Origin of the sequence: Streptomyces cirratus (assembly GCF_014650775.1) — a bacterium.
GTDB lineage: Bacteria > Actinomycetota > Actinomycetes > Streptomycetales > Streptomycetaceae > Streptomyces > Streptomyces cirratus.
This window is the reverse complement of the sequence record NZ_BMVP01000001.1, coordinates 477108-497673: the sequence shown is the minus strand read 5'-3', so window position 1 is coordinate 497673 and position 20566 is coordinate 477108. Positions and strand designations below refer to the sequence as shown.

Here is a 20566-nt window from a genome sequence, read left to right as displayed (position 1 = left end):
CCGGCCCGCAGAGGCTGGGGCCAGCCCATCGCGGCCACCGGGCCGGGAGGCGCGTTACCAGAGGCGGTCGGTCAGGCCCGGGTACAGCGGGATGCGGGTGGAGGTGAATACCGCGCGGGTGGACGCGGGGTCCGGGGTGAAGAAGGCTGCCAGGACGGCCTTGTCGAAGCCGGGCCGGTCGCTCGGCAGCGGATCGGCCGGGGTGCCGCCGAGCAGGACCGTACCGGGAAGGCGTTCGAAGCCGGCCGCCTCGTAGAACGGCGTCAGCTCCCGGTCGCAGCTGAACAGCGCCACGTCCACCTCCGGGTCGGCGGCCAGCACCTCACGGGCCGCCGTCACCAGGCGGCCGCCGAGGCCCCGCCCGCGCAGCTCCGGCCGGGTCACCACCGCGCTCAGCCCGGCCGCGCGGTACGTGCCGCCCCCGAGCCGGATCTCCTTGCGCAGCAGCGTCAGGCAGGCGGCCACCGCCCCCTGCCCGGCCCCGTCCCACAGCACCACGGTGCGCGGGGACAGCGCCGGGTCGTGGCCCGCCCCGGCGCCGGGCCACGCCGCCGCCTCCAACGCCTCGACCTGCGCGGCGAGCCCGGCCGGGAGCACCTCGTACACGCCGATCACGCGGCCGCGCCCGTCACGCGATGGCCACCGCGGCGCCGCCCACCCGCACCCGGGCGTCCCCCGGCCGCAGTTCCACCGTCAGGACCCCGGGCCGGCCCATGTCCTCGCCCTGGAGCAGCGTCAGCGTCGCACCGTCCGGGACCAGCCCTAGTTCGCGCGCGTACGCCCCGAACGCGGCGGCCGCCGCCCCCGTGGCGGCGTCCTCGACGACGCCGCCGACCGGGAACGGGTCCCGTACGTGGAACAGCTCCGGGCCCTCGCGGTACACCAACTGGACCGTGGTGAGGTCCAGGCGGCGCATCAGCGCCTCCAGCCGGGCGAAGTCGTAGTCCAGCCCCGCCAGGCGGGCGCGGGTCGCGGCGCCGAGCACGAGGTGGCGGGCCCCGGCGTAGGCGATGCGCGGCGGGAAGGCCGGGTCGAGGTCGCCGGCCGGCCAGTCCAGCGCGGCCAGCGCCTCCGCGAGGTCCTCGGGGGACACGGCCTCGGTGTGCGGCTCGACGCTGGTCAGGACGGCCCGCAGGCTCCCGTCGGCCTGCGTCACCGAGACCGGCACGGTGCCCGCCGGGGTCGCGAAGACGAGTTCGCCCGGACCGATCCGCTCGCCCAGCGCCACGGCGGTGGCCACGGTGGCGTGCCCACAGAAGGAGACCTCCGCCTTCGGGCTGAAGAACCGCAGCGTGAAGCCCCGCCCCGGCTCGGCGCCCAGGTCCCGCGGCGGGGCCGTCAGGAACGCGGTCTCGCTGTAGCCCAGCTCCGCCGCGATCGCGAGCATCCGCCCGTCGTCCATCCCGCTCGCGTCGAGCACGACCCCTGCGGGGTTGCCGCCCTCGGGGTCGGTGGAGAAGGCGGTGTAGCGCAGTACCGGTGCAGGTCCCGTCGTATCAGCAGTCATGATCGGCCCAACTCCCGGGAAGGCGCGCGGCATTCCCGTCCGCTCAGCCCCGCCCGATGTACGGCATGGCCGTCGCCATCACCGTCGCGAACTGCACGTTGGCCTCCAGCGGCAGCTCGGCCATGTGCACCACCGTGCGCGCCACGTCGGCCGCGTCCATCACCGGCTCCGCGGCCAGCTGCCCGTTGGCCTGGAGGATGCCGCTCTGCATCCGCTCCGTCATCTCGGTCGCCGCGTTGCCGATGTCGATCTGCCCGCACGCGATCCGGTACGGCCGCCCGTCCAGCGACAGCGACTTCGTCAGCCCGGTCATGGCGTGTTTGGTCGCGGTGTAGGCGATGGAGTTCGGGCGTGGCACGTGTGCCGAGATGGAGCCGTTGTTGATGATCCGGCCGCCCTGCGGGTCCTGGGCCTTCATCAGGCGGAACGCGGCCTGCGCGCACAGGAAGGAACCGGTCAGGTTGACGTCCACGACCGAGCGCCAGGCCTCGTACGTGATGTCCTCCAGCGGGACCCCGCCGGGGCCGAAGGTGCCGGCGTTGTTGAAGAGCAGGTCGAGCCGCCCGTACCGCTCGCGTACGGCCCCGAAGAGGGCGTCCACCTCGTGCGGATCGCTCACGTCCGCCCGTACGCACAGCATGTCGGCGCCGGCCCCGGCCGCCTCCGCGGTGTCCTCCAGCGGCTGCGGACGGCGTCCGGCCACCGCCACCGACCAGCCCGCGGCCGCCAGGGCGAGGGCGACGGAGCGGCCGATGCCGGAGCCGGCCCCGGTCACCACAGCGATCTTCTTCCCAGGTGCGTTCATGGGGCCGCAGAGTACGTCACGGCGGACGTTCGCCCACGGGCGTTCCGACAGCTGAGAGCATGGGTCGGTCAAGGGTGCGAAAACACACGAAGAGAGTGGAGTCCCGCATGTCGGAGAGAGCCCCCGGGACGGCCCGCGAGCGGAAGCCGTCGTCCGCCGTCCAGAGCTCTCCTCACGCGGCCCGCCGGACCGGTCTGCTCGTCACCTTCATACTCGGCGGGCTGACCGCACTGCCGCCGCTGTCCATGGACATGTACCTGCCGGCGCTGCCGCAGGTCACCTCCGCCCTGCACAGCCCGGCTGCCACGGTTCAGCTGACCCTGACCTCCTGCCTCGCGGGCATGGCACTGGGTCAGCTCGTCATCGGCCCGATGAGTGACAAATGGGGACGCCGCAGGCCCCTGCTGACCGGCATGATCGTCTACGTGCTGGCCACCGCCGTCTGCGCGCTCGCCCCCACCACCGAACTGCTGGTCGGCTTCCGGCTGGTCCAGGGCCTGGCCGGCTCGGCGGCGATCGTCATCGCCCGCGCCGTCGTGCGAGACCTGTACGACGGGGTCGAGATGGCCCGGTTCTTCTCCACTCTGATGCTGATCTCCGGCGCCGCCCCGATCGTCGCCCCGCTCATCGGCGGCCAGGTGCTGCGCTACGCCGACTGGCGCGGGGTCTTCGTCATCCTCACCGCCATCGGCACGGCGCTGACCCTGGTGGTGTGGCGGAGGCTCGACGAGACGCTGCCGCCCGAGCGGCGTCACACCGGGGGCGTGGGCGCCGCCCTGCGCACGATGCGCGGGCTGCTCGGTGACCGGGTCTTCGCCGGGTACACCCTGGCCGGCGGCTTCGCGTTCGCGGTGCTGTTCTCGTACATCTCCGCCTCGCCGTTCGTGGTCCAGGAGATCTACGGGGCTTCGCCGCAGCAGTTCAGCCTGCTGTTCGGCGTGAACTCGGTCGGCCTCATAGCGGTCGGCCAGATCAACGGCAAGCTGCTGGTGGGCCGGGTCAGCCTGGACAAGGTCCTGGCCTGCGGGCTCGCCGTCGTCACCGTGGACTCGGTCGCGCTGCTGCTGATGGCGAGCGGGGCGTTCGGGAAGGTCGGGCTGCTGCCGATGGCGGCCGGGCTGTTCGTGCTGATGTCGGCGATGGGCGTGCTGATGCCGAACACCAACGCGCAGGCGCTGATGCGGACGCCGCACGCCGCGGGGTCGGCGTCGGCGCTGCTCGGCACGTCTTCGTTCCTGGTCGGGGCGGTCGCCTCGCCGCTGGTCGGCATCGCGGGGGAGGACACGGCGGTGCCGATGGCCCTCGTCCAGCTCGTCTGCGCGCTGCTGTCGGCGGCCTGCTTCCTCGGACTGTGCCGCCCGTGGCAGAACCGCGAGCCGATGGCTGCTGCCGGATAGCCGGATAGCCGGATAGCCGGATAGCCGGATAGCCGGATAACCGGTCCGACGGACGCCGGCTCCGCCGGGGCGCCGGCGGCTGGGCGGGCCGGCGCCGGGTGCCCTCCGGGACTCGGGCGGGCCGGCTGCCGGCGCGGACTGTCGTCGGGGGCGTGGCCGGCGCCGGGTGGTGGCGGCTGCCGCCGGGGAAGGGCGTGGGGGCGGGGGGTGCGGGGGGCGCCGTAAACTTCCCAGGTGAACGCCTCCGCCGCCCTTCCCGCTTCCGGTCCCACCACCGCCGAGACCCTGCGCTCCGCGCTCGGCGGGCTGCTCGACGGGCTCCCGCCGAAGCAGGTCTCGGCCGCCGTCGAGCGGCTGATCGCCAACTACCGCGGCACGACCCCCACCGACGTGCCCGTACTGCGCGACCGCTCGGACGTGGCGGCGTACGCGGCCTACCGGATGCCCGCCACCTTCGAGGCCGTACGTTCCGCCCTGGACGCCCTGGCGCAGGCCGTGCCGCAATGGTCGCCGCTCTCGCACGTCGACGTGGGCGGCGGCACCGGCGCCGCGACCTGGGCGGCGGACGCCGTCTGGGACGGCCCGCGCACCACGACGGTGCTCGACTGGGCGGAGCCGGCACTCGCCCTGGGCCGGGAACTGGCGTCCCGCTCCTCCTCGCCCGTGCTCCGCGCGGCCGAGTGGCGCCGGGCCGTCATCGGCTCCGGGACCACGATCCCCGAGGCGGACCTCGTGACCGTGTCCTACGTGCTCGGGGAACTCACCGTGGAGGCCCGCCGGGCGGTCGTCGCCGAGGCGGCGCGCACCGGCCGCGCGGTCGTGCTGATCGAGCCGGGCACCCCCGAGGGCTACCTGCGCATCCGGGAGGCCCGCGAGCAGCTGATCGGGGCCGGGATGACGGTGGCCGCGCCCTGCCCGCACGACGCGGCCTGCCCGATCGAGGTCGGCCAGGACTGGTGCCACTTCTCGGCGCGGGTCAGCCGTTCCTCTCTGCACCGGAAGATCAAGGGCGGCTCCCTCCCGTACGAGGACGAGAAGTTCAGCTACGTCGCCGCGACGCGTTTCCCCGTGGAGCCGGCCGCCTCCCGGATCACGCGCAGGCCGCAGATCCGGAAGGGGCTGGTCCTGCTGGACCTGTGCGGTCCGCCGCAGGACGGCCTGACCCGGGCCACCGTGACCAAGCGCCACGGTGACCTCTACAAGGCGGCGCGGGACGCCGACTGGGGGCAGGAGTGGCCGCCCGCCCCCGAGTCCCGCTGATCCCTTCGGGGGGTCAGGGCGCCGTCAGGGCCGCAGCTCCTGCGTGCAGCACTTGATGCTGCCGCCGCCCTTGAGCAGCTCGCCCAGGTCCATCGGGATCGGCTCGAAGCCCCGGTCGCGCAGGGGTTTGAGCAGGCCCGCAGCCGCCTGGGGGAGCAGCACGTGCAGGCCGTCGGAGACGGAGTTCAGGCCGAAGGCCGCCGCGTCCTCCTCGTTCACGATCAGGGCGTCGGGGAACAGCCGCCGCAGGACGGCCTGGCTGCCGGGCGAGAAGGCCGGCGGGTGGTACATGATCTCGTCGCCGTCCAGGACGCACAGGGCCGTGTCCAGGTGGTAGAAGCGCGGGTCGACGAGGTCGAGGCCGATGACGGGGCGGCCGAAGAACTCCTGCGCCTCGTCGTGCGAGAGCGGGCTGGAACGGTAGCCCCGGCCCGCCAGGATGTACGTGGCGGTGACGGCGAAGTCACCCTCGCCCTCGTTGATGTGGGACGGCTCGTGGATGTCCCGGAAGCCGTGGGTCCGGAACCACTCCAGGTGGATCTCCGCCTCGGCGGAGCGTTCCGCGTAGGCGAACCGGGCCCCGAGTACGCGGCCGTCGACGACCAGGGCGCCGTTGGCCGCGTAGACCATGTCCGGCAGCGCGGGGTCGGGGACGAGGGTCTCGACGGTGTGGCCGAGGGCGCGGTAGCGGTCCCTGAGGTCTTCCCACTGGGCTTGTGCGAGGGGCAGGTCCACCGGTTTCGCGGGGTCCATCCACGGGTTGATGGAGTACGTGACCTTGAAGTGCGCGGGTGGGCACATCAGGTAGCGCCGGGGTGTGGCGTCTCTGCGCAAAGAAGGCTCCTCACGACTGACTCGCGGTGCGTGTGCTGTGCGTGTGCAGAGAATCGTCTCTCCTCAACGTGGACCGCGCAGTGAACTGATTGGGTGGTTTATCGGAATGACCGGAACCAGAGACGGTCCGTCTCGCGTTGATACGTTGAGGGCATGAGCAGGACTCCCCACACGAAGACACCCGAGACCGCGCCGGCCGGCGGCAAGGCCCCCGACCCCGCCCGCCGCAGCGACCGGTCCCGGCGGGCCATCCTGGACGCCGCGCTCGCCCTCGTCGGGGAGGTCGGTTACAACAAGCTGACCATCGAGGCCATCGCCGCCCGCGCGGGGGTCGGCAAGCAGACCATCTACCGCTGGTGGCCCTCGAAGGCCGCCGTGCTGCTCGACGCCTCCCTGGCGCTGGCCGGCGACGCGCCCACGGCGGACGGCAGGACCGGGCTCCCGGACACCGGCGACCTGGCCGCCGACTTGAAGCAGGTGCTGCGGGCCACGGTGGACGAGTTCAACGACCCGGCGTACGACGCACCGCTGCGCGCCCTGACCGCCGCCGGGGCGACCGACCCGGAACTCGCGGCGCGCTTCACCGAGCGGCTGCTGGCCCCCCAGCTCGCCCTCTACGAGGACCGGTTGCGCAGCGCGCGGGCCGTGGGGCAGCTCGCGGAGGGAGCGGATCTGCGACTGATGACGGAGATGCTGCTCGGCCCGCTGACGTACCGCTGGCTGCTGCGGACGGCTCCCCTGAGCCACGCGTTCGCGGACGCGCTGGTGGACGCGGTGGTGGCCACCGCGTAAACACCCGGGACCGGCCACGGGTCCGCGTGACCGAGAACATATGGCCGAATTCTGCTGTTATGGGCGGGCCCGATGCGGGGGTGCGGTCACCCGGCACCCCGGAGGGTGGGACCATGGGAAGGTCCGCCGGGGGCAACGGTGAGGTGAGGGGATAGATGGGGTCCGAGTCCGGCCGCGTCAAACGCGGCGAGCAGAGCAGGATTTCCCAGTGGCTGCGCCGCCGCTCGAAACCGGCTCCCGAAGACCCGGCCGGGGAACGCGAGGCCCTCCTCCTGGCCGTCGCCGCCGCCGGCCTCCCGATCGCCCCCGCCGCCCATCCGGCCGGTTACCGGTGTTCGTGCGACCGCATCGGCTGTCCGACGCCCGCGCGGCACCCGGTCTCCTTCGCCTGGCAGACCCAGGCCACCACCGACCGCGCGCAGATCGAACGATGGGCGCGCAACCACCCCCAGGCCAACTTCATCACCGCGACCGGCATGGTCCACGACGTCCTGGACGTCCCCCTGGAAGCCGGACGCGACGCCCTGACCAGGCTGACGGCGGCCGGCGTGGAGGTCGGACCGGTAGCCGAATCCGGCGGAACGGGCGACCAGGCCCGCATGCTGTTCTTCACGGCGACCCGGGGGACGCCGGAGGACGAGGACGAGTGGTGGCCCTGCGAACTGGACTGCCACCCCGAGACGATGGACGAGCACCCCGGCCTGCGCTGGCACTGCCGGGGCAGCTACGTCCTCGTACCGCCGGCCGCCCTGCCGGGTGAGCAGGGCGTCGCCTGGCTGCGCGGCGTGGAACACCCCCTGCCGGACCCGCTGACGCTGCTCGAAACCCTGACCGACGCCTGCGCCCAGTACGCGGGCACCTCCGATCAGACCCCCGCCGCCGTGGCCTGGCCCCTGGGCCGCTGACCCGGCGAACGGCGACGGGCCGGACGACAGCAGTCGTCCGGCCCGTCGCCGTTCGCGGTCCAGCCCTGTGCCTGCGCCGCCCGTGCGGCCGGGCCTAGCCCTGTGCCTGCGCCGGCTGCCGGCCCGCGGGCTCGGCCTGCCCGCCCCGGCCCTTGACCGCCGACGGCGCCAGGAACAGGCTGAGCACCGCCAGCAGGTACACCGCCCACACCACGAGCTGGACCACGGTCGGGTCCGGCTGGAAGTTGAACGTCCCCTTCAGCAGGGTCCCGTACCAGCTGTCCGGCGGGATCGTGTCGCTGATGTCGAACGCCTTGGTCATGATGCCGGGCAGGAACCGGGCCTCCTGGAGGTCGTGGACCCCGTACGCCAGCACGCCCGCCGCGACCACGACCAGCATGCCGCCGGTCCAGGTGAAGAACTTGGCGAGGTTGATGCGCAGGGCCCCCCGGTAGAACAGCCAGCCCAGCAGCACGGAGCTGCCGATGCCCAGCAGCACACCGGCCAGCGGGCCCGCACCGTCGCCGGCCGCCTTCACCGAGCGCCACACGAACAGGGACGTCTCCAGGCCTTCGCGGCCCACGGCGAGGAACGCCGTCGTCACCAGGGCGCCGGTGCCCATGGCGAGGGCCGCGTCCAGCTTCTCGTGCAGTTCCGTCTTCAAGTGGCGCGCCGTGCGCTTCATCCAGAAGACCATCCAGGTCACCAGGCCCACGGCGACCACCGACAGGGACCCGCCGATCGCCTCCTGCGCCTCGAACGTCAGCTGCTCCGTACCGAATTCCAGCGCCGCACCGAAGCCGAGGCTGAGGGCGGCAGCCAGGCCGACACCCAGCCACAGCGGCCCGAGCCTGTCCTTGTGGCCGGTCTTCACCAGGTAGGCGATGAGGATGCAGACGACGAGGCTGGCTTCCAGCCCCTCGCGCAGACCGATCAGGTAATTGCTGAACACGTGGTTCCTCCTACGCGTCTACAGGTCTACGCGAACAGCGTCCGGCCCCACCAGTCGTCCTTGTCGCGGACGCCCGGCGGGACGGCGAAGACGGCCGAACCCACGTGCTGGATGTATTCGTTGAGCGCGTCGTTCTTCGACAGGTTGCGCTGGACCGGGATGAATCCCTTGCGGACGTCCCGCTGGTAGGCGAGGAAGAACAGGCCCGCATCGAGGCGGCCCAGCCCGTCCGTGCCGTCCGTGAAGGAGTAGCCGCGGCGCAGGATCCTCGCACCGTTGTTGCTGTCCGGGTGGGCGAGGCGGACGTGTGCCTCCGGCTTCATGGCCTTGAGGAAGGGCTCGTCCCGCTCCTTGGACTTGCCGACGGGAGCGCCCTCGCCCTTGTCACGGCCGAAGACGTCCTCCTGCTCCTGGAGGGAGGTGCGGTCCCAGCTCTCGATGTGCATCCGGATGCGGCGGGCGACCAGGTACGAGCCTCCGGCCATCCACGCGCTGCCGTCGGAGGCGGCCGCCCAGACGTGCTCGTCGAGTGCCGCCCGGTCGGTGCCCGCAATGTTCCGGGTGCCGTCCTTGAAGCCCATCATGTTGCGCGGGGTCTGCGCGTCGGGGGTGGTGGACGAGGTCTTGCCGAAGCCGAGCTGCGACCAGCGGACCGCCGTCTTGCCGAAGCCGATGCGGGCCAGCTGGCGGATGGCGTGCACCGCGACCTGCGGGTCGTCCGCGCATGCCTGGACGCAGAGGTCGCCGCCGGAGCGGGCCGGGTCCAGGTTGTCGCCCGGGAACTGCTCCAGGTCCACCAGTGCCTCGGGGCGCTTGTCCTCCAGCCCGAAGCGGTCCTTGGCGAACAGGCCCGGGCCGAAACCGATGGTCAGGGTGAGCCGGGAGGGCTTGAGGCCCAGCGCCTCACCCGTGTCGTCCGGCGGAGCCTCCGGGAGGCCGCCGAAGCCGCCCTCGCCGACCGGGTGCCCGGCCGTCATCAGCCGGGCCGCCTCGGTCCAGTCCTTGAGGAGCTTGATCAGCTCCTCGCGGTCCTTGGTCTTCACGTCGAAGGCCGCGAAGTGCAGGCGGTCCTGGACGGCGCTCGCGATGCCGGCCTGGTGCTCGCCGTGGAACGGCACGGCCGCCCCGGCCGATGCCGCGGGCACCACGTCCGAGCCGCCACCGAACGCCGCGACCGCGCCGCCGGCCGCGGCGGCGCCCAGCGCCAGCCCGGCCCCGCCCCAGCCGAGGACGGCCCGCCGTGAGGGCGCCGTGGCCCCCTCACGGGCGCCGTCGTGCTCTTCCACCGTCACCGATTCCGAGTCAGTCATCCCGGTCCTCCCACCTGCTCCGCTGTTCCCGACCGTTACTTCGCGACCGCTGCGGCCAGCTTGGAGAGCGGCTCGGCCAGCGCGTTCACGGCGTCCGAGAGCTCCTTGCGCTCCGCGTCGCCGACCTTGTCGTAGGAGGTGAAGTCGTAGCCGTTCTTGTCCGCGCGGTGCTTGTCGAGCAGCGTGTCCAGCGCGGCGAACTGGGTGTCGAGCGTCTTGCCGAGCTGCGGGTCGTTCTTCGCGGCGACCGGCTTGAGCAGCTCGTAGACCTTGTCGGCGCCCTCGACGTTGGCCTTGAAGTCGGCCAGGTCGGTGTGGCTGTAGCGGTCTTCCTCGCCGGTGACCTTGTTGCGGGCGACCTCGTCCAGCAGCTCCTTGGCGCCGTTCGCCATGGAGGTGGGCGTGATCTCCGCCGTGCCCACGCGCTTGTGCCACTCGGCGATGTCGGTGTCCAGCTGGGAGGCGAGGGCCTTCTCCTCGTCGCCGATCTTGTTGTCGGCCCACAGCGCCTTCTCCAGGCGGTGCCAGCCGGTCCAGTTCTGACCCGGTTCCAGGCCGTCCTCGCGGACGTCGGTCTTCGGGTCGATGTCGCCGAAGGACTCCGCGACCGGCTCGGTGCGCTCCCAGCCGCGCCGCGACGGGGCGAACGCCTGCTTCGCGGCTTCCACGTCACCGGCACGGACGGCATCGGTGAACGTCTTGACCGCGGGGAGGGACTCGTCGGCCTGCGCCAGCACGTACTTGCGGTACTCGGCGACGGCCGCGTCCAGCTCGGGGCTGCGCTTGGCGGAGGCGCCACCGGTGGCCTTGACCTTCTGGCGGATGCCGTCGCCCTTCATGCCGGGCTTGCAGTTGACCACGTAGTCGCCCGCCTTGATCTCGGCGGTGATGGTGGCCTTGGTGCCGGGGCCGATGTTCTCGCGCTCGGCGACGATGCGGTCGTCCGGGAAGAGGACGTAGACCTCGGTGACCTTGGAGCCCTTGTTGTCCACCTCGATGGTGACCTTGCCCGCGGGGAACTCCGTCTTGGAGACGCCGCAGGCGCTGTCGGAGGCGGCGACCTGGACCGTGCCCTCGGCGCCCCCCGCGCTCTTCTCGGCGCAGCCGGTCACGGCGGTGAGCGCGGCCACTGCGGCAGCCGCGGTGACGACGGTGAAGCGGGCGGGGCGCATGGGGGCTCCTGGCGGGTCTGGCGTTCGGCAGGCGGCCGCCCCGTCGGATGGGGGCGGCCGGTGAGGCGGACCTAACTTAACCGAGGCTTACCTGACCTCGCGCCGCGCGTCCAGTGATTCGGCGCACACCGCTGCCCGCCGGACACGAGGCCGTCACGGCCCCCTCACGGGCGAGCCACGGGGAGGTCAAGCGGAGGTAAAGGAAGGTGCGCGTGCTTGAATGCCGGGGTGAATGATCTCGACGTGCTCTCCGTCTTCTGTGCGGGCGACGGCCGTCACGGCAACCTGCTCGCAGTCGTGCGCGACGGCCGCACCTGCCCCGACGACGCCTCCCGGCAGGCCCTGGCGGCGGAGCTCGGGTACAGCGAAACGGTCTTCGTCGACGACCCCGAACGCGGGATCGTCGACATCCGCACCCCGGGCACCCGGATGGCCTTCGCGGGCCACCCGCTGGTCGGGGTCGCCTGGCTGCTCGACATCGAGGAACTCCAGCCGCCGGCCGGCTCGGTTTGGGCGCGCGACGACGGGGAGTTCACCTGGATCACGGCCCGCCCCGAATGGGTCGAGGGGAAGCGGACCGAGCAGTACGCGAGCGCCGCGGAGGTGGACGCGCTGCCCGCCCCGCCGCCCGGGGAGGGCTGGCTGTACGCGTGGGCCTGGGAGGACGAGGCCGCCGGACGGATCCGGGCCCGGGGCTTCCCGCGCCGCCCGGACGGGGTGATCGCCGAGGACGAGGCCACCGGCTCGGCGGCGATCCTGCTGACGGCCGAGCTGAACCGGGCCCTGAACATCACCCAGGGCGCGGGCTCCCAGATCCTCACCGCCCCGGCCCCGGACGGCACGGTCGAACTCGGCGGCCGCGTCCGCTTCGCCCCCCGGCACCCCTGACCCCCCGGCCCGCACCCCGAGCGCGGGCCTGAGCCCGGGCCTGGACTGCGGACCTGAGCCCGGGCCGGAACCGCGGGCCGGGGCGGCGGGTGAAGTGTCCGGTCAGGGCCTACGCGGTCAAGGGGAACTGTTCCCCCAGCTCGCGGAAGACCGCGCCGTTGAGGTCGAACGCGAGCTTGCACTCGTCGATGATGCGCTGCTTCTCCAGGTCGTCCGCGGCGATCGCGTCGAGCAGCTCCCGGTAACCCCGCTTGAACGCCGCCGGGTTGGCGATGTCCGCGAAGACGTAGAACCGCACGCCGTCGCCCCTGCGCTCGAAGCCCCAGGTCCGCTCCGCCTTGTCCCGGATGATCTGGCCGCCCGACAGGTCGCCCAGGTAGCGGGTGTAGTGGTGGGCGACGTACCCGCCGGGCCAGGTCGCCGCGCACCGCGCGACCCGGTCCGCGTACGCCCGCGTCGCGGGCAGGGCGGCGAGGCTCTCGCGCCACCCCGGGCCGCGCAGGTGCGCCAGGTCCCGCTCGATCTGCGCGACCCGCATCAGTTCGGGCCGGATGAACGGCCCGGCGACCGGGTCGCCCCGGAGCGCCTCGGCGGCGTCCTCCAGCGCCCGGTACACGAACCACAGCTGCTCGGTGTAGCGCGCGTACGCGGCCACGCCGAGCCGGCCGCCCAGCAGGTCGCTCATGAACGTCGAGGTCTCGGCCTCGGTGTGCTGCTCGTGCGAGGCGACACGGATGGCCGTGGAGAAGGCGTCCAAGGCGGACCTCCGGGGGTTCGCGTAGGGGGGGCGAGCGGCAGGAGGCGCGGGCGTGCGCGACGGCACGCCGCCCCACCCGCTTCTCCCCGCCAGTCTTCCCGACGCCGTGTCGGCAAAACCTCCTCCGCCGACGCCGACGCCGGCGCCGGCGCCACCGCTACGGCAGCGTCAGGATCTCCGCCCCGGAGTCGGTCACGACCAGCGTGTGCTCGAACTGCGCGGTGCGCTTGCGGTCCTTGGTGACGACCGTCCAGCCGTCGTCCCACATGTCGTACTCGTGCGTCCCCAGCGTCAGCATCGGCTCGATGGTGAAGGTCATGCCGGGCTCGATGACGGTGGTCGCGTGCGGGCTGTCGTAGTGCGGGATGATCAGACCCGAGTGGAACGCCGTGCTGATGCCGTGTCCCGTGAAGTCCCGGACCACGCCGTAGCCGAAACGCTTCGCGTACGACTCGATGACCCGGCCGATCACATTGATCTGGCGGCCCGGCTTGACCGCCTTGATGGCCCGGTTCAGGGACTCGCGGGTGCGCTCCACCAGCAGCCGCGACTCCTCGTCCACCTCACCGCACAGGTAGGTGGCGTTGTTGTCGCCGTGCACGCCGCCGATGTACGCGGTCACGTCGAGGTTCACGATGTCGCCGTCCTGCAGGACGGTCGAATCCGGGATCCCGTGACAGATGACCTCGTTGACCGAGGCGCACAGGGACTTCGGGAAGCCGCGGTAGCCGAGCGTCGAGGGGTAGGCGCCGTGGTCGCACATGAACTCGTGCGCGACCCGGTCCAGCTCGTCGGTGGTCACACCCGGCGCGATGTGCTTGGCGGCCTCTTCCATCGCCCGGGCGGCGATCCGGCCGGCGATGCGCATCGCCTCGATGGTCTCGGGCGTCTGCACCTCCGGTCCGGTGTAGGGCGTGGGACCGGGCTTGCCCACGTACTCGGGCCGGCGGATGTTGCCGGGAACGGAACGGGCGGGGGAGAGCTCGCCGGGAACGAGCAGCGACTGGCCAGACATGCAAGCGAGTGTATCCAGCGGTGATGGGGCAGCATGGCGGCAGAGAGCGGCGAGAGCCGCAACGAGAGGAGCCGGCGGACGATGGCCCTGTTCAAGAAGCGCCAGACGGGCAAACCGGGCGAGTGGTACTACTGCCTGGTCCACCACAAGGTCGAGGAAGGCCCGGAGTGCCCGGCCAAGGACCGGTTCGGCCCGTACTCCAGCCCCGAGGAGGCGGCCCACGCCATGGAGACCGCCGAGGAGCGGAACCTGGAGTGGCAGAACGACCCCAAGTGGAACGACAAGACCGGCGAGAACGGCGAGGCGGACGGGAGCACGCCCTCTCCCTAGTTCCGATGGTTCCGGTTCCCCCGCCTACCAGCGGCTGGGTGGCGGCGCGGTGAGCTGGTCGGCCAGCCGCGCCAGCCGGTCCCGCAGCCGGCGCGGGCCGCCGCGCGGCCCGGGCAGGCTGTTCTCCCCGGCCGCCGCGCTCACCAGGTGCTGCACGGTGTCCAGGTCCAGCTCGGCGGTGGCGTCCGGGACCGACAGCGCCTCGTGGGCCAGCGTGCCCAGGTCGGGGTCCCCGCCGTCCAGGGACAGTACGGTCGCCCCCGCCCGGCGGGCGTCGTGGACGCGCTCCAGCAGACCCGCGCCCGGCTGTTCCGGGGCCACCACCAGCAGGGTGTGCCCGCGCCGGGCCGCCTCCAGCCGGCTCAGCCCCACCGACAGGTGCGGGGGCTCACCCGGCCGCACCCGGTGGCGCACCAGGGTCGGCGCCAGCTCGGGCAGCCCCGACCAGGCGGCCTCGTCCACCAGATGGGCGGCCAGGTGCCAGGGCTCGTACCGCTCGGTGCCCACTAGCAGCAGGTGCCCGCCGGCGGGCACGACCGAGCGCCGCAGCGAACCGGCGAACCGGCGCGCGGCCCCGGGCCACTGCGTACCGGCGAGCACCTCGCGCAGCAGCGCGACCCTCACGGCGTCCATGGCGGCATCCTGCCGCAGACGGAGCCCGCACGGCGGGCACTTGCCGGGGATGCCTCCCGACGGGTATGGGGGACGACGGTACTCGGCAGTACCTTTGCCCCCATGACTTCCTCAGACAGCACGCAGAAGCCGCCGGCCAAGGACCCCTGGGACCTGCCGGACGTCTCGGGCCTCGTCGTCGGCGTCCTCGGCGGCACCGGCGACCAGGGTCGCGGCCTGGCGTACCGCTTCGCCCGGGCCGGCCAGAAGGTGATCATCGGCTCCCGCGCCGCCGACCGGGCGCGGGCCGCCGCAGCGGAACTGGGCCTGGGCGTGGAGGGCGCGGACAACGCCGAATGCGCGCGGCGCAGTGACATCGTGATCATCGCGGTGCCGTGGGAAGGCCACGCGAAGACCCTCGAAGCGCTGCGCGAGGACCTCGCGGGCAAGCTCGTGGTGGACTGCGTCAACCCGCTCGGCTTCGACAAGCAGGGCGCGTACGCCCTGGAGGTCCCCGAGGGCAGCGCCGCCCAGCAGGCCGCAGCCCTGCTCCCCGACTCCCGGGTCACGGCGGCCTTCCACCACCTCTCGGCGGTGCTGCTCCAGGACGAGTCGGTCGAGGAGATCGACACCGACGTGATGGTCCTCGGCGAGTCCCGCGCCGACACCGACCTGGTCCAGGCCCTCACGGCCCGCGTCCCGGGCATGCGCGGCGTCTTCGCGGGCCGCCTGCGCAACGCCCACCAGGTCGAAGCCCTGGTCGCCAACCTCATCTCCACGAACCGCCGCTACAAGTCCCACGCGGCCCTGCGCATCACGGACGTCTGACCGCCCCGGCCCGGCAGGCCGCCGGGTCCGCCGGGCGGCCGGGGGGTGGGGATGGGGGACACTGGAGGGGCTCGACCCCTTCTGTGCCGCCGAGGAGCTCTGCCGAATGCCCCGCCTTGCCGTGTTCGCCGTTGTCGTCTGCGCCCTGTCCGTGGCCGCGGCCGTGGTCGCCTTCGTGGAGGGCAGCTTCCTCGGGATCGTCTGGGTCCTGCTGGCCGGTCTGACCTCCAACATGGCCTGGTACTACGTCCGCAAGGCCAAGGCGGAGAAGCGGGCCTGACCGGCCCGCCGGACGCCGGCTAGCCCTTGCGGCGGGGCTGCTTGATCTTGATGCGGCCGGTCCGCGGGTGCCCGACGACCGTGAGCACCGGGGCGGCCGGGTCCGCCGGCGCCGAGACCTGGTCGGCGATGTGAGCCGTGTTGGTGCTCGACCCGTCGATCCGCACCGCCCAGCCCTGCGGGACGATCAACTGGATGCTGCCCGATCCGCAACGCGCCTCGACGGTGACGTCACCGTGCACACAGATCGCCTCGGTGAAGTCGATCACGATGCTCAGCATCTTGCACTCGGCGACGATCCTGCGCGGGACCGTCCACCGGCCCTGCTGCTTGATGCTGCTCATGCCGGTCTTGAGGACGAGCGTGTCCGCGCCGGTCCCGGGACGCCCCCCGCCGCCCCGCCCCTGCGGCAAGTCGGCCACCAGCACGTCGAGTTCGCCGTACGTCTTCGCGGCGTAGGCCCGGTCGAGCCGCTCCTCCAGCTCGCCGAGGCCGATCCGGCCCTCACCGGCGGCGACCCGCAGCTGCTCGGCCACCGCCTCCCGGTCCGCGTCCGCGGCCCGAAGCTCCACCGCGTCCCGCGTCGACAGCTCCGACGGCCCCTGCTCCCCATTGATCATGGACAGGACTTTAATCGCACCGGCACGGCACGGCACGGCCCGGCGCTACGGGAGCGTGCAGTAGCCGTCCGTCTCCTGCCAGAAGCGGTAGAGGCTGTGGCCGCAGTACGTCTCCAGGTCGGACACTCCCAGCGCGCCGAGGACGTCGGTGACCCGGTCGAAGAAGAACCCGTTCACCTCGGGGATCCACAGCAGCGCGAACACGCCGATCAGGGCGAAGGGGGCCAGCGGCGCCACCTCGCGGCGCACCCGGTGGGACAGCCAGGGCTCGATGACCCCGTAGCCGTCCAGGCCCGGGACCGGCAGGAAGTTCAAGATCGCCGCCGATACCTGGAGCAGCGCGAGGAAGGCCAGCGCGAAGCGGAAGGCGAGGGGGACGCCGTCCAGGGCGTGCAGCCAGAACGGCGCCGTGCACACGGCCGCGAACAGTACGTTGGTCAGCGGGCCCGCCGCCGAGACGAGGCTGTGCTTCCAGCGGCCGCGGATCCTGTCCCGCTCGATGTACACGGCGCCACCGGGCAGGCCCAGACCGCCCAGGATCACGAACACCACCGGCAGCACGATGCTCAGGAGCGCGTGCGTGTACTTGAGCGGATTCAGCGTCAGGTAGCCCTTGGCCCCCACCGAGATGTCACCGCCGTGCAGCGCGGTGCGGGCGTGCGCGTACTCGTGCAGGCACAGGGAGACCACCCACGCGGACGTCACGAAGAGGAACACGGCGAGCCCGGGGCTCGTCGCGTAGCCGGTCCACACGGCCCAGCCGGTGACCGCCATGACGGCGACGATGCCCAGAAACACGGAACTGACCCGCCGCTCGGAGCGGCTCCCCTGGTGACTCATGCGGCGAAACCTATCCCGGCCCGGAAATCGGTCGGGTCCGGGGGCCCGGGCAGTGACAATGGGCCGGTGCGTTACGCGATTCTCGGCACCACCCAGGCCACCCGCGACGACGGGACCCCCGTCGCCGTCCGCGGAGCCCGCCTGCGGGCCCTCCTGACCGCGCTTGCGCTGCGGCCCGGCCGCACCGTGCCGGCGGACCTGCTCGTCGACCAGGTCTGGGACGGTGACCCGCCGGCCGACGCCGTCGCCGCCCTCCAGGCGCTCGTGGCACGGTTGCGGCGGGCGCTGGGGCACGAGGCCGTGCGGTCCGCCGAGGGCGGTTACCTGCTGGCCGCCGAGCGGGACGACATCGACCTGTACCGCTTCGAGCGGCTGGCCGGCTCCGGCGCCGCCGCGGCGGAGACGGACCCGGCCCGGGCCGCCGCCCTGTACGACGAGGCCCTCGCGCTGTGGCGCGGACCGGCGCTGGCCTGCCTGCCCGATCCCGCGGCGGAGTCCGCCCGCTGGGAGGCGGTACGGACGGACGCCCGCCGGGGCCGGCTGGCCGCGGCCCTCGCGCTGGGGCAGGCGGAGCGGGTCCTGCCGGAGCTGGGCGCACTGTGCGCCGAGCAGCCGCTGGACGAGCCGTCGCAGGCGCTGCGGATCCGCGCCCTGCGCGACGCGGGCCGGCCGGCGGAGGCGCTGGCCGCCTACGAGCAGGTCCGACGGGACCTCGCCGACCGCCTGGGCGCCGACCCGGGCCCCGCCCTGCGGGCCCTGCACGCCGAGCTGCTGACCCCGGTGCCGGCCCCCCTACCGGGGCCGGCTCCCGCGCCGCACGAGCCGTCGTCGGTCCGGGGCAACCTGAGGGCGCGGCTCACGACCTTCGTCGGCCGCGAGGAGGACATCCGGGCCATCGGCGACGACCTGGGCCGCTCCCGCCTCGTCACGCTGCTCGGCCCCGGCGGGGCGGGCAAGACCCGGCTCTCGCAGGAGGCCGCCGAGGCACAGGCCCCCGACGGCCTGCCCGACGGGGTGTGGCTGGTGGAGCTGGCACCCGTGGACGACCCCGAGGACGTGCCCGAGGCGGTCCTCACCGCGCTCGGGGCCCGCGAGACCAAGCTGCGCGGCGCCGCCGCCGAGGAACTGCGGGCGCTGACCGACCGCAACGGCGACGACCCCCTCGAACGGCTCGTCGACCACTGCGCGCGACGGCGGCTCCTGCTGCTCCTGGACAACTGCGAGCACGTCGTCAAGGCCGCCGCCGCCCTCGCCGAGGAACTCCTCGCCCACTGCCCCGGCGTACGCATCCTCGCCACCAGCCGCGAACCCCTCGGGGTACCGGGGGAGACCCTGCGCCCGGTGGAACCGCTGCCCGACCCGGTCGCGCTACGGCTCCTCGGCGACCGGGGGGCCGCCGCCCGCCCCGGGTTCCGCGCCGAGGACGACCCGGAGGCCGCCGCCGAGATCTGCCGTCGCCTCGACGGACTGCCGCTCGCCATCGAACTCGCCGCGGCCCGGCTGCGGTTGCTGACCGCCCGGCAGATCGCCGACCGGCTGGACGACCGGTTCCGCCTGCTCACCAGCGGCTCCCGTACCGTCCTGCCGCGCCAGCAGACGCTGCGCGCCGTCGTGGACTGGTCCTGGGACCTGCTCGACGCACCCGAACGGGCCGTGCTGCGAAGGCTGTCCGTCTTCGCGGGCGGCTGCGACCTGGCCGCCGCCGAGGCCGTCTGCGCCGGAGCCGTCGGCGGCGAGGGTTCCGCCGCGCGGGACGGCACTGTCGCGCGGCACGGCACTGTCGCGCGGGACGGCGCCGATGTGCTCATCCTGCTCGGCTCGCTCGTGGACAAGTCCCTCGTCGTCGCGGCACCGGGCCCCGGCGGCGACATGCGCTACCGGCTGCTGGAAACCGTCGCCGAGTACGCCGCCGAGCGCCTCCACGAAGCGCCCGGCGACCGCGACGCCACCGAGCGCCGCCACCTCACCCACTACCGCGAACTCGCCCGCACCACCGAGCCGCTGCTGCGCGGCCACGGCCAGCGCGAGGCCGGTGAGCGGCTGGCCGTCGAGTACGAGAACATCCGCACCGCCCTGCGCCGCGCCGTCGCCACCAAGGACGTGGCCGAAGTGCTGTGCCTTGTGCACTCCCTCGGCTGGTACTGGCACATGCACGACCTGCGCGCCGAGAGCCGCCACTGGTCCGCTCTCGCCGCCGCCCTCGGCCCCGACCCCTTCGCCCCGCCCCTCGTCCCCGCCGAACCCGTCCTGGAACGGATCGTCGACTCCCCGCCGCCGTACACGGGCGAACTGCTCACCGAGGCCTGGCGCGGCGTGCGGATGATGTGCATGGCCTCCCGCGACCAGACCAGCACCGACTGGAACAGTCCCGAGATACGGGAACAGGTCGAAGCGATCGTGCAGGTCTACCGGCCCGGTCTCCCGCAGACCTGCGAGTTCCCCGGAGTCTTCTGGATCTTCGCCATCATGATCAACGGAGACACCGGCCTGCTCCGGCGCATCCTCGACGCGACCGTCGACGCCTCGCGGGAACTCGGCTACCGCTGGGCCTACGCCAGCGCCCTCCAACTGCGCGCCAACGTCCTCGCCAACCATGCCGGCTGGAGCGGTGACGCCGCCCGCGACGCGGAGGAGAGCCTGGCCGTCTTCCGGGAGCTCGGCGATGCCTGGGGCTGCGCCGAAGCCCTGTCGGCCCGCGCCGAATCCCTGGAGAAGCGCGGTGAATACGCCCTGGCCGCAGAGGACTTCCAGGCCGCCGTCGCCTACGCCGAGCGCCTCGGCGCCCAGGCGCAGGTGACCGTCCTGCGGGTGCGGCGGGCCGGGGCCCTCATCGAGAACGGCCGGGTGGAGGAGGCCGAGGCGATCCTCGACGAGCTCATCGGGCTCGTCCAGCAGTTCAACAACGAGGCCATGCCGGCCGCCCGGATGTTCCTCGCCGGCGTCTACGGCCGCACCGGCCGCATCCCCCAGGCCCGCGCCCAGATCCACTCGCTTCGCGAGGAGTTCGCCACCGGCGCGTACGCGATCTTCGACTGCTTCCTGCTGGCGATGCTGGCCTGGCTCGACAACCAGGAGGGCAACTACCGCGAGGCGCTCGCGTTGAACCGGCAGGCCATGGCGGCTGCCCGGGACCCGCTCGCCACGATGGTCGCGCCCCAGATGCCGGCCGTCTTCATGATCACGGCGGCCGTCTCGCTCGTCGGTCTCGGCGGCCCCGAGCGCTCCTACGACGCGGCCCGGCTGGTCGGGGCGTACCGGGCCCTGCTGCCGCCCGGGCACTTCCCGGTCTCCACCGAACGCGCCGACGCCGCCCGCGCCGAGGAAGGGGCGCGCGCGGCTTTGGGCGACGCCGCTTTCGAGGCGGCTTGCGCCGAAGGCGGCGGCCTCTCCCTGGAGGAGGCCACCGCCCTCTGCTGATCCGGCCCCCGTAGGGGGCAGGTCCGTCCGGGACGCGATCCGGAAC

The 20566-nt window shown here is 73.2% G+C and carries 21 protein-coding genes; 9 read left to right on the top strand and 12 right to left on the bottom strand.

Annotated features, from left to right (window positions below):
- Positions 1 to 54: 54 nt before the first annotated feature.
- From IE207_RS02260 to IE207_RS02250, 3 genes are read right to left on the bottom strand one after another with little or no spacing between them, the layout of a single operon-like run.
- Positions 55 to 615 carry a GNAT family N-acetyltransferase gene (locus tag IE207_RS02260; protein ID WP_190182279.1) on the bottom strand — a complete coding sequence of 187 codons (561 nt, stop codon included), beginning with the start codon at positions 613 to 615 and terminating at the stop codon, positions 55 to 57.
- Positions 616 to 628: 13 nt separating this feature from the next.
- Positions 629 to 1507 (bottom strand): PhzF family phenazine biosynthesis protein, encoded by an 879-nt coding sequence (locus tag IE207_RS02255; RefSeq protein ID WP_190182278.1) that lies wholly within the window; start codon positions 1505 to 1507, stop codon positions 629 to 631.
- Between the two features lie 43 nt (positions 1508 to 1550).
- Positions 1551 to 2312 (bottom strand): SDR family oxidoreductase, encoded by a 762-nt coding sequence (locus tag IE207_RS02250; protein WP_190182277.1) that lies wholly within the window; start codon positions 2310 to 2312, stop codon positions 1551 to 1553.
- 107 nt (positions 2313 to 2419) lie between these two features.
- On the opposite strand from IE207_RS02250, the gene IE207_RS02245 reads away from it, so the two are divergent.
- Positions 2420 to 3709 (top strand): Bcr/CflA family multidrug efflux MFS transporter, encoded by a 1290-nt coding sequence (locus tag IE207_RS02245; protein ID WP_229873245.1) that lies wholly within the window; start codon positions 2420 to 2422, stop codon positions 3707 to 3709.
- Positions 3710 to 3943: 234 nt separating this feature from the next.
- Positions 3944 to 4969, top strand: a complete 1026-nt coding sequence (locus IE207_RS02240; RefSeq protein ID WP_190182275.1) for a small ribosomal subunit Rsm22 family protein — start codon at positions 3944 to 3946, stop codon at positions 4967 to 4969.
- Positions 4970 to 4993: 24 nt separating this feature from the next.
- Here IE207_RS02240 and ddaH read toward each other — a convergent pair whose 3' ends face one another.
- A complete protein-coding gene (gene ddaH, locus IE207_RS02235) occupies positions 4994 to 5857 on the bottom strand; it encodes a dimethylargininase (protein ID WP_373304665.1) in 864 nt (287 codons plus the stop codon).
- 99 nt (positions 5858 to 5956) lie between these two features.
- Between ddaH and IE207_RS02230 the strand changes: the two genes are divergently transcribed.
- Positions 5957 to 6595 carry a TetR/AcrR family transcriptional regulator gene (locus IE207_RS02230; protein ID WP_190182273.1) on the top strand — a complete coding sequence of 213 codons (639 nt, stop codon included), beginning with the start codon at positions 5957 to 5959 and terminating at the stop codon, positions 6593 to 6595.
- A gap of 155 nt (positions 6596 to 6750) precedes the next feature.
- Positions 6751 to 7500 carry a bifunctional DNA primase/polymerase gene (locus IE207_RS02225; RefSeq protein ID WP_190182272.1) on the top strand — a complete coding sequence of 250 codons (750 nt, stop codon included), beginning with the start codon at positions 6751 to 6753 and terminating at the stop codon, positions 7498 to 7500.
- 94 nt (positions 7501 to 7594) lie between these two features.
- On the opposite strand, the gene efeU is transcribed toward IE207_RS02225, so the two are convergent.
- From efeU to efeO, 3 genes are read right to left on the bottom strand one after another with little or no spacing between them, the layout of a single operon-like run.
- A complete protein-coding gene (efeU, locus tag IE207_RS02220) occupies positions 7595 to 8452 on the bottom strand; it encodes an iron uptake transporter permease EfeU (protein WP_190182271.1) in 858 nt (285 codons plus the stop codon).
- A gap of 26 nt (positions 8453 to 8478) precedes the next feature.
- Positions 8479 to 9762 (bottom strand): iron uptake transporter deferrochelatase/peroxidase subunit, encoded by a 1284-nt coding sequence (efeB, locus tag IE207_RS02215; protein ID WP_190182270.1) that lies wholly within the window; start codon positions 9760 to 9762, stop codon positions 8479 to 8481.
- 35 nt (positions 9763 to 9797) lie between these two features.
- Positions 9798 to 10934 carry an iron uptake system protein EfeO gene (gene efeO / locus IE207_RS02210; protein WP_190182269.1) on the bottom strand — a complete coding sequence of 379 codons (1137 nt, stop codon included), beginning with the start codon at positions 10932 to 10934 and terminating at the stop codon, positions 9798 to 9800.
- A gap of 228 nt (positions 10935 to 11162) precedes the next feature.
- Between efeO and IE207_RS02205 the strand changes: the two genes are divergently transcribed.
- Positions 11163 to 11822: a PhzF family phenazine biosynthesis protein gene (locus IE207_RS02205; RefSeq protein ID WP_190182268.1), complete on the top strand. Its 660-nt coding sequence runs from the start codon at positions 11163 to 11165 to the stop codon at positions 11820 to 11822.
- A gap of 109 nt (positions 11823 to 11931) precedes the next feature.
- On the opposite strand, the gene IE207_RS02200 is transcribed toward IE207_RS02205, so the two are convergent.
- Together IE207_RS02200 and map are read right to left on the bottom strand one after the other, a co-directional pair.
- Positions 11932 to 12579 (bottom strand): biliverdin-producing heme oxygenase, encoded by a 648-nt coding sequence (locus tag IE207_RS02200; RefSeq protein ID WP_190182267.1) that lies wholly within the window; start codon positions 12577 to 12579, stop codon positions 11932 to 11934.
- A gap of 157 nt (positions 12580 to 12736) precedes the next feature.
- On the bottom strand, positions 12737 to 13594 hold the full coding sequence (gene map / locus IE207_RS02195) for a type I methionyl aminopeptidase (protein WP_190182266.1): 858 nt from the start codon (positions 13592 to 13594) through the stop codon (positions 12737 to 12739).
- An 81-nt stretch (positions 13595 to 13675) separates the two neighbouring features.
- Between map and IE207_RS02190 the strand changes: the two genes are divergently transcribed.
- A complete protein-coding gene (locus IE207_RS02190) occupies positions 13676 to 13924 on the top strand; it encodes a hypothetical protein (RefSeq protein ID WP_190182745.1) in 249 nt (82 codons plus the stop codon).
- Positions 13925 to 13948: 24 nt separating this feature from the next.
- Here the strand turns inward: IE207_RS02190 and IE207_RS02185 are convergent, their stop codons facing one another.
- A complete protein-coding gene (locus tag IE207_RS02185; protein WP_190182265.1) occupies positions 13949 to 14557 on the bottom strand; it encodes a hypothetical protein in 609 nt (202 codons plus the stop codon).
- 102 nt (positions 14558 to 14659) lie between these two features.
- Here IE207_RS02185 and npdG point away from each other — a divergent pair, with 102 nt between their 5' ends.
- Both npdG and IE207_RS02175 read left to right on the top strand, forming a co-directional pair.
- Positions 14660 to 15364, top strand: a complete 705-nt coding sequence (gene npdG / locus IE207_RS02180; protein ID WP_190182264.1) for an NADPH-dependent F420 reductase — start codon at positions 14660 to 14662, stop codon at positions 15362 to 15364.
- A 106-nt stretch (positions 15365 to 15470) separates the two neighbouring features.
- Positions 15471 to 15644 (top strand): hypothetical protein, encoded by a 174-nt coding sequence (locus IE207_RS02175; protein WP_190182263.1) that lies wholly within the window; start codon positions 15471 to 15473, stop codon positions 15642 to 15644.
- 19 nt (positions 15645 to 15663) lie between these two features.
- On the opposite strand, the gene IE207_RS02170 is transcribed toward IE207_RS02175, so the two are convergent.
- Both IE207_RS02170 and IE207_RS02165 read right to left on the bottom strand, forming a co-directional pair.
- Positions 15664 to 16263, bottom strand: a complete 600-nt coding sequence (locus IE207_RS02170) for a DUF1707 SHOCT-like domain-containing protein (protein WP_229873243.1) — start codon at positions 16261 to 16263, stop codon at positions 15664 to 15666.
- Positions 16264 to 16308: 45 nt separating this feature from the next.
- Positions 16309 to 17103 (bottom strand): site-2 protease family protein, encoded by a 795-nt coding sequence (locus IE207_RS02165; RefSeq protein WP_190182262.1) that lies wholly within the window; start codon positions 17101 to 17103, stop codon positions 16309 to 16311.
- 66 nt (positions 17104 to 17169) lie between these two features.
- Between IE207_RS02165 and IE207_RS02160 the strand changes: the two genes are divergently transcribed.
- On the top strand, positions 17170 to 20520 hold the full coding sequence (locus tag IE207_RS02160; protein WP_190182261.1) for an ATP-binding protein: 3351 nt from the start codon (positions 17170 to 17172) through the stop codon (positions 20518 to 20520).
- Positions 20521 to 20566 lie beyond the last annotated feature (46 nt).

Bases quoted from the DNA above. Each gene is read 5' to 3' on its own strand.
- IE207_RS02255 (WP_190182278.1), bottom strand. From the start codon at position 1,507: ATGACTGCTGATACGACGGGACCTGCACCGGTACTGCGCTACACCGCC.
- IE207_RS02250 (WP_190182277.1), bottom strand. From the start codon at position 2,312: ATGAACGCACCTGGGAAGAAGATCGCTGTGGTGACCGGGGCCGGCTCC.
- IE207_RS02245 (WP_229873245.1), top strand. From the start codon at position 2,420: ATGTCGGAGAGAGCCCCCGGGACGGCCCGCGAGCGGAAGCCGTCGTCC.
- IE207_RS02230 (WP_190182273.1), top strand. From the start codon at position 5,957: ATGAGCAGGACTCCCCACACGAAGACACCCGAGACCGCGCCGGCCGGC.
- IE207_RS02225 (WP_190182272.1), top strand. From the start codon at position 6,751: ATGGGGTCCGAGTCCGGCCGCGTCAAACGCGGCGAGCAGAGCAGGATT.
- efeB (WP_190182270.1), bottom strand. From the start codon at position 9,762: ATGACTGACTCGGAATCGGTGACGGTGGAAGAGCACGACGGCGCCCGT.
- efeO (WP_190182269.1), bottom strand. From the start codon at position 10,934: ATGCGCCCCGCCCGCTTCACCGTCGTCACCGCGGCTGCCGCAGTGGCC.
- map (WP_190182266.1), bottom strand. From the start codon at position 13,594: ATGTCTGGCCAGTCGCTGCTCGTTCCCGGCGAGCTCTCCCCCGCCCGT.
- IE207_RS02190 (WP_190182745.1), top strand. From the start codon at position 13,676: ATGGCCCTGTTCAAGAAGCGCCAGACGGGCAAACCGGGCGAGTGGTAC.
- IE207_RS02185 (WP_190182265.1), bottom strand. From the start codon at position 14,557: ATGGACGCCGTGAGGGTCGCGCTGCTGCGCGAGGTGCTCGCCGGTACG.
- npdG (WP_190182264.1), top strand. From the start codon at position 14,660: ATGACTTCCTCAGACAGCACGCAGAAGCCGCCGGCCAAGGACCCCTGG.
- IE207_RS02175 (WP_190182263.1), top strand. From the start codon at position 15,471: ATGCCCCGCCTTGCCGTGTTCGCCGTTGTCGTCTGCGCCCTGTCCGTG.
- IE207_RS02170 (WP_229873243.1), bottom strand. From the start codon at position 16,263: ATGATCAATGGGGAGCAGGGGCCGTCGGAGCTGTCGACGCGGGACGCG.
- IE207_RS02165 (WP_190182262.1), bottom strand. From the start codon at position 17,103: ATGAGTCACCAGGGGAGCCGCTCCGAGCGGCGGGTCAGTTCCGTGTTT.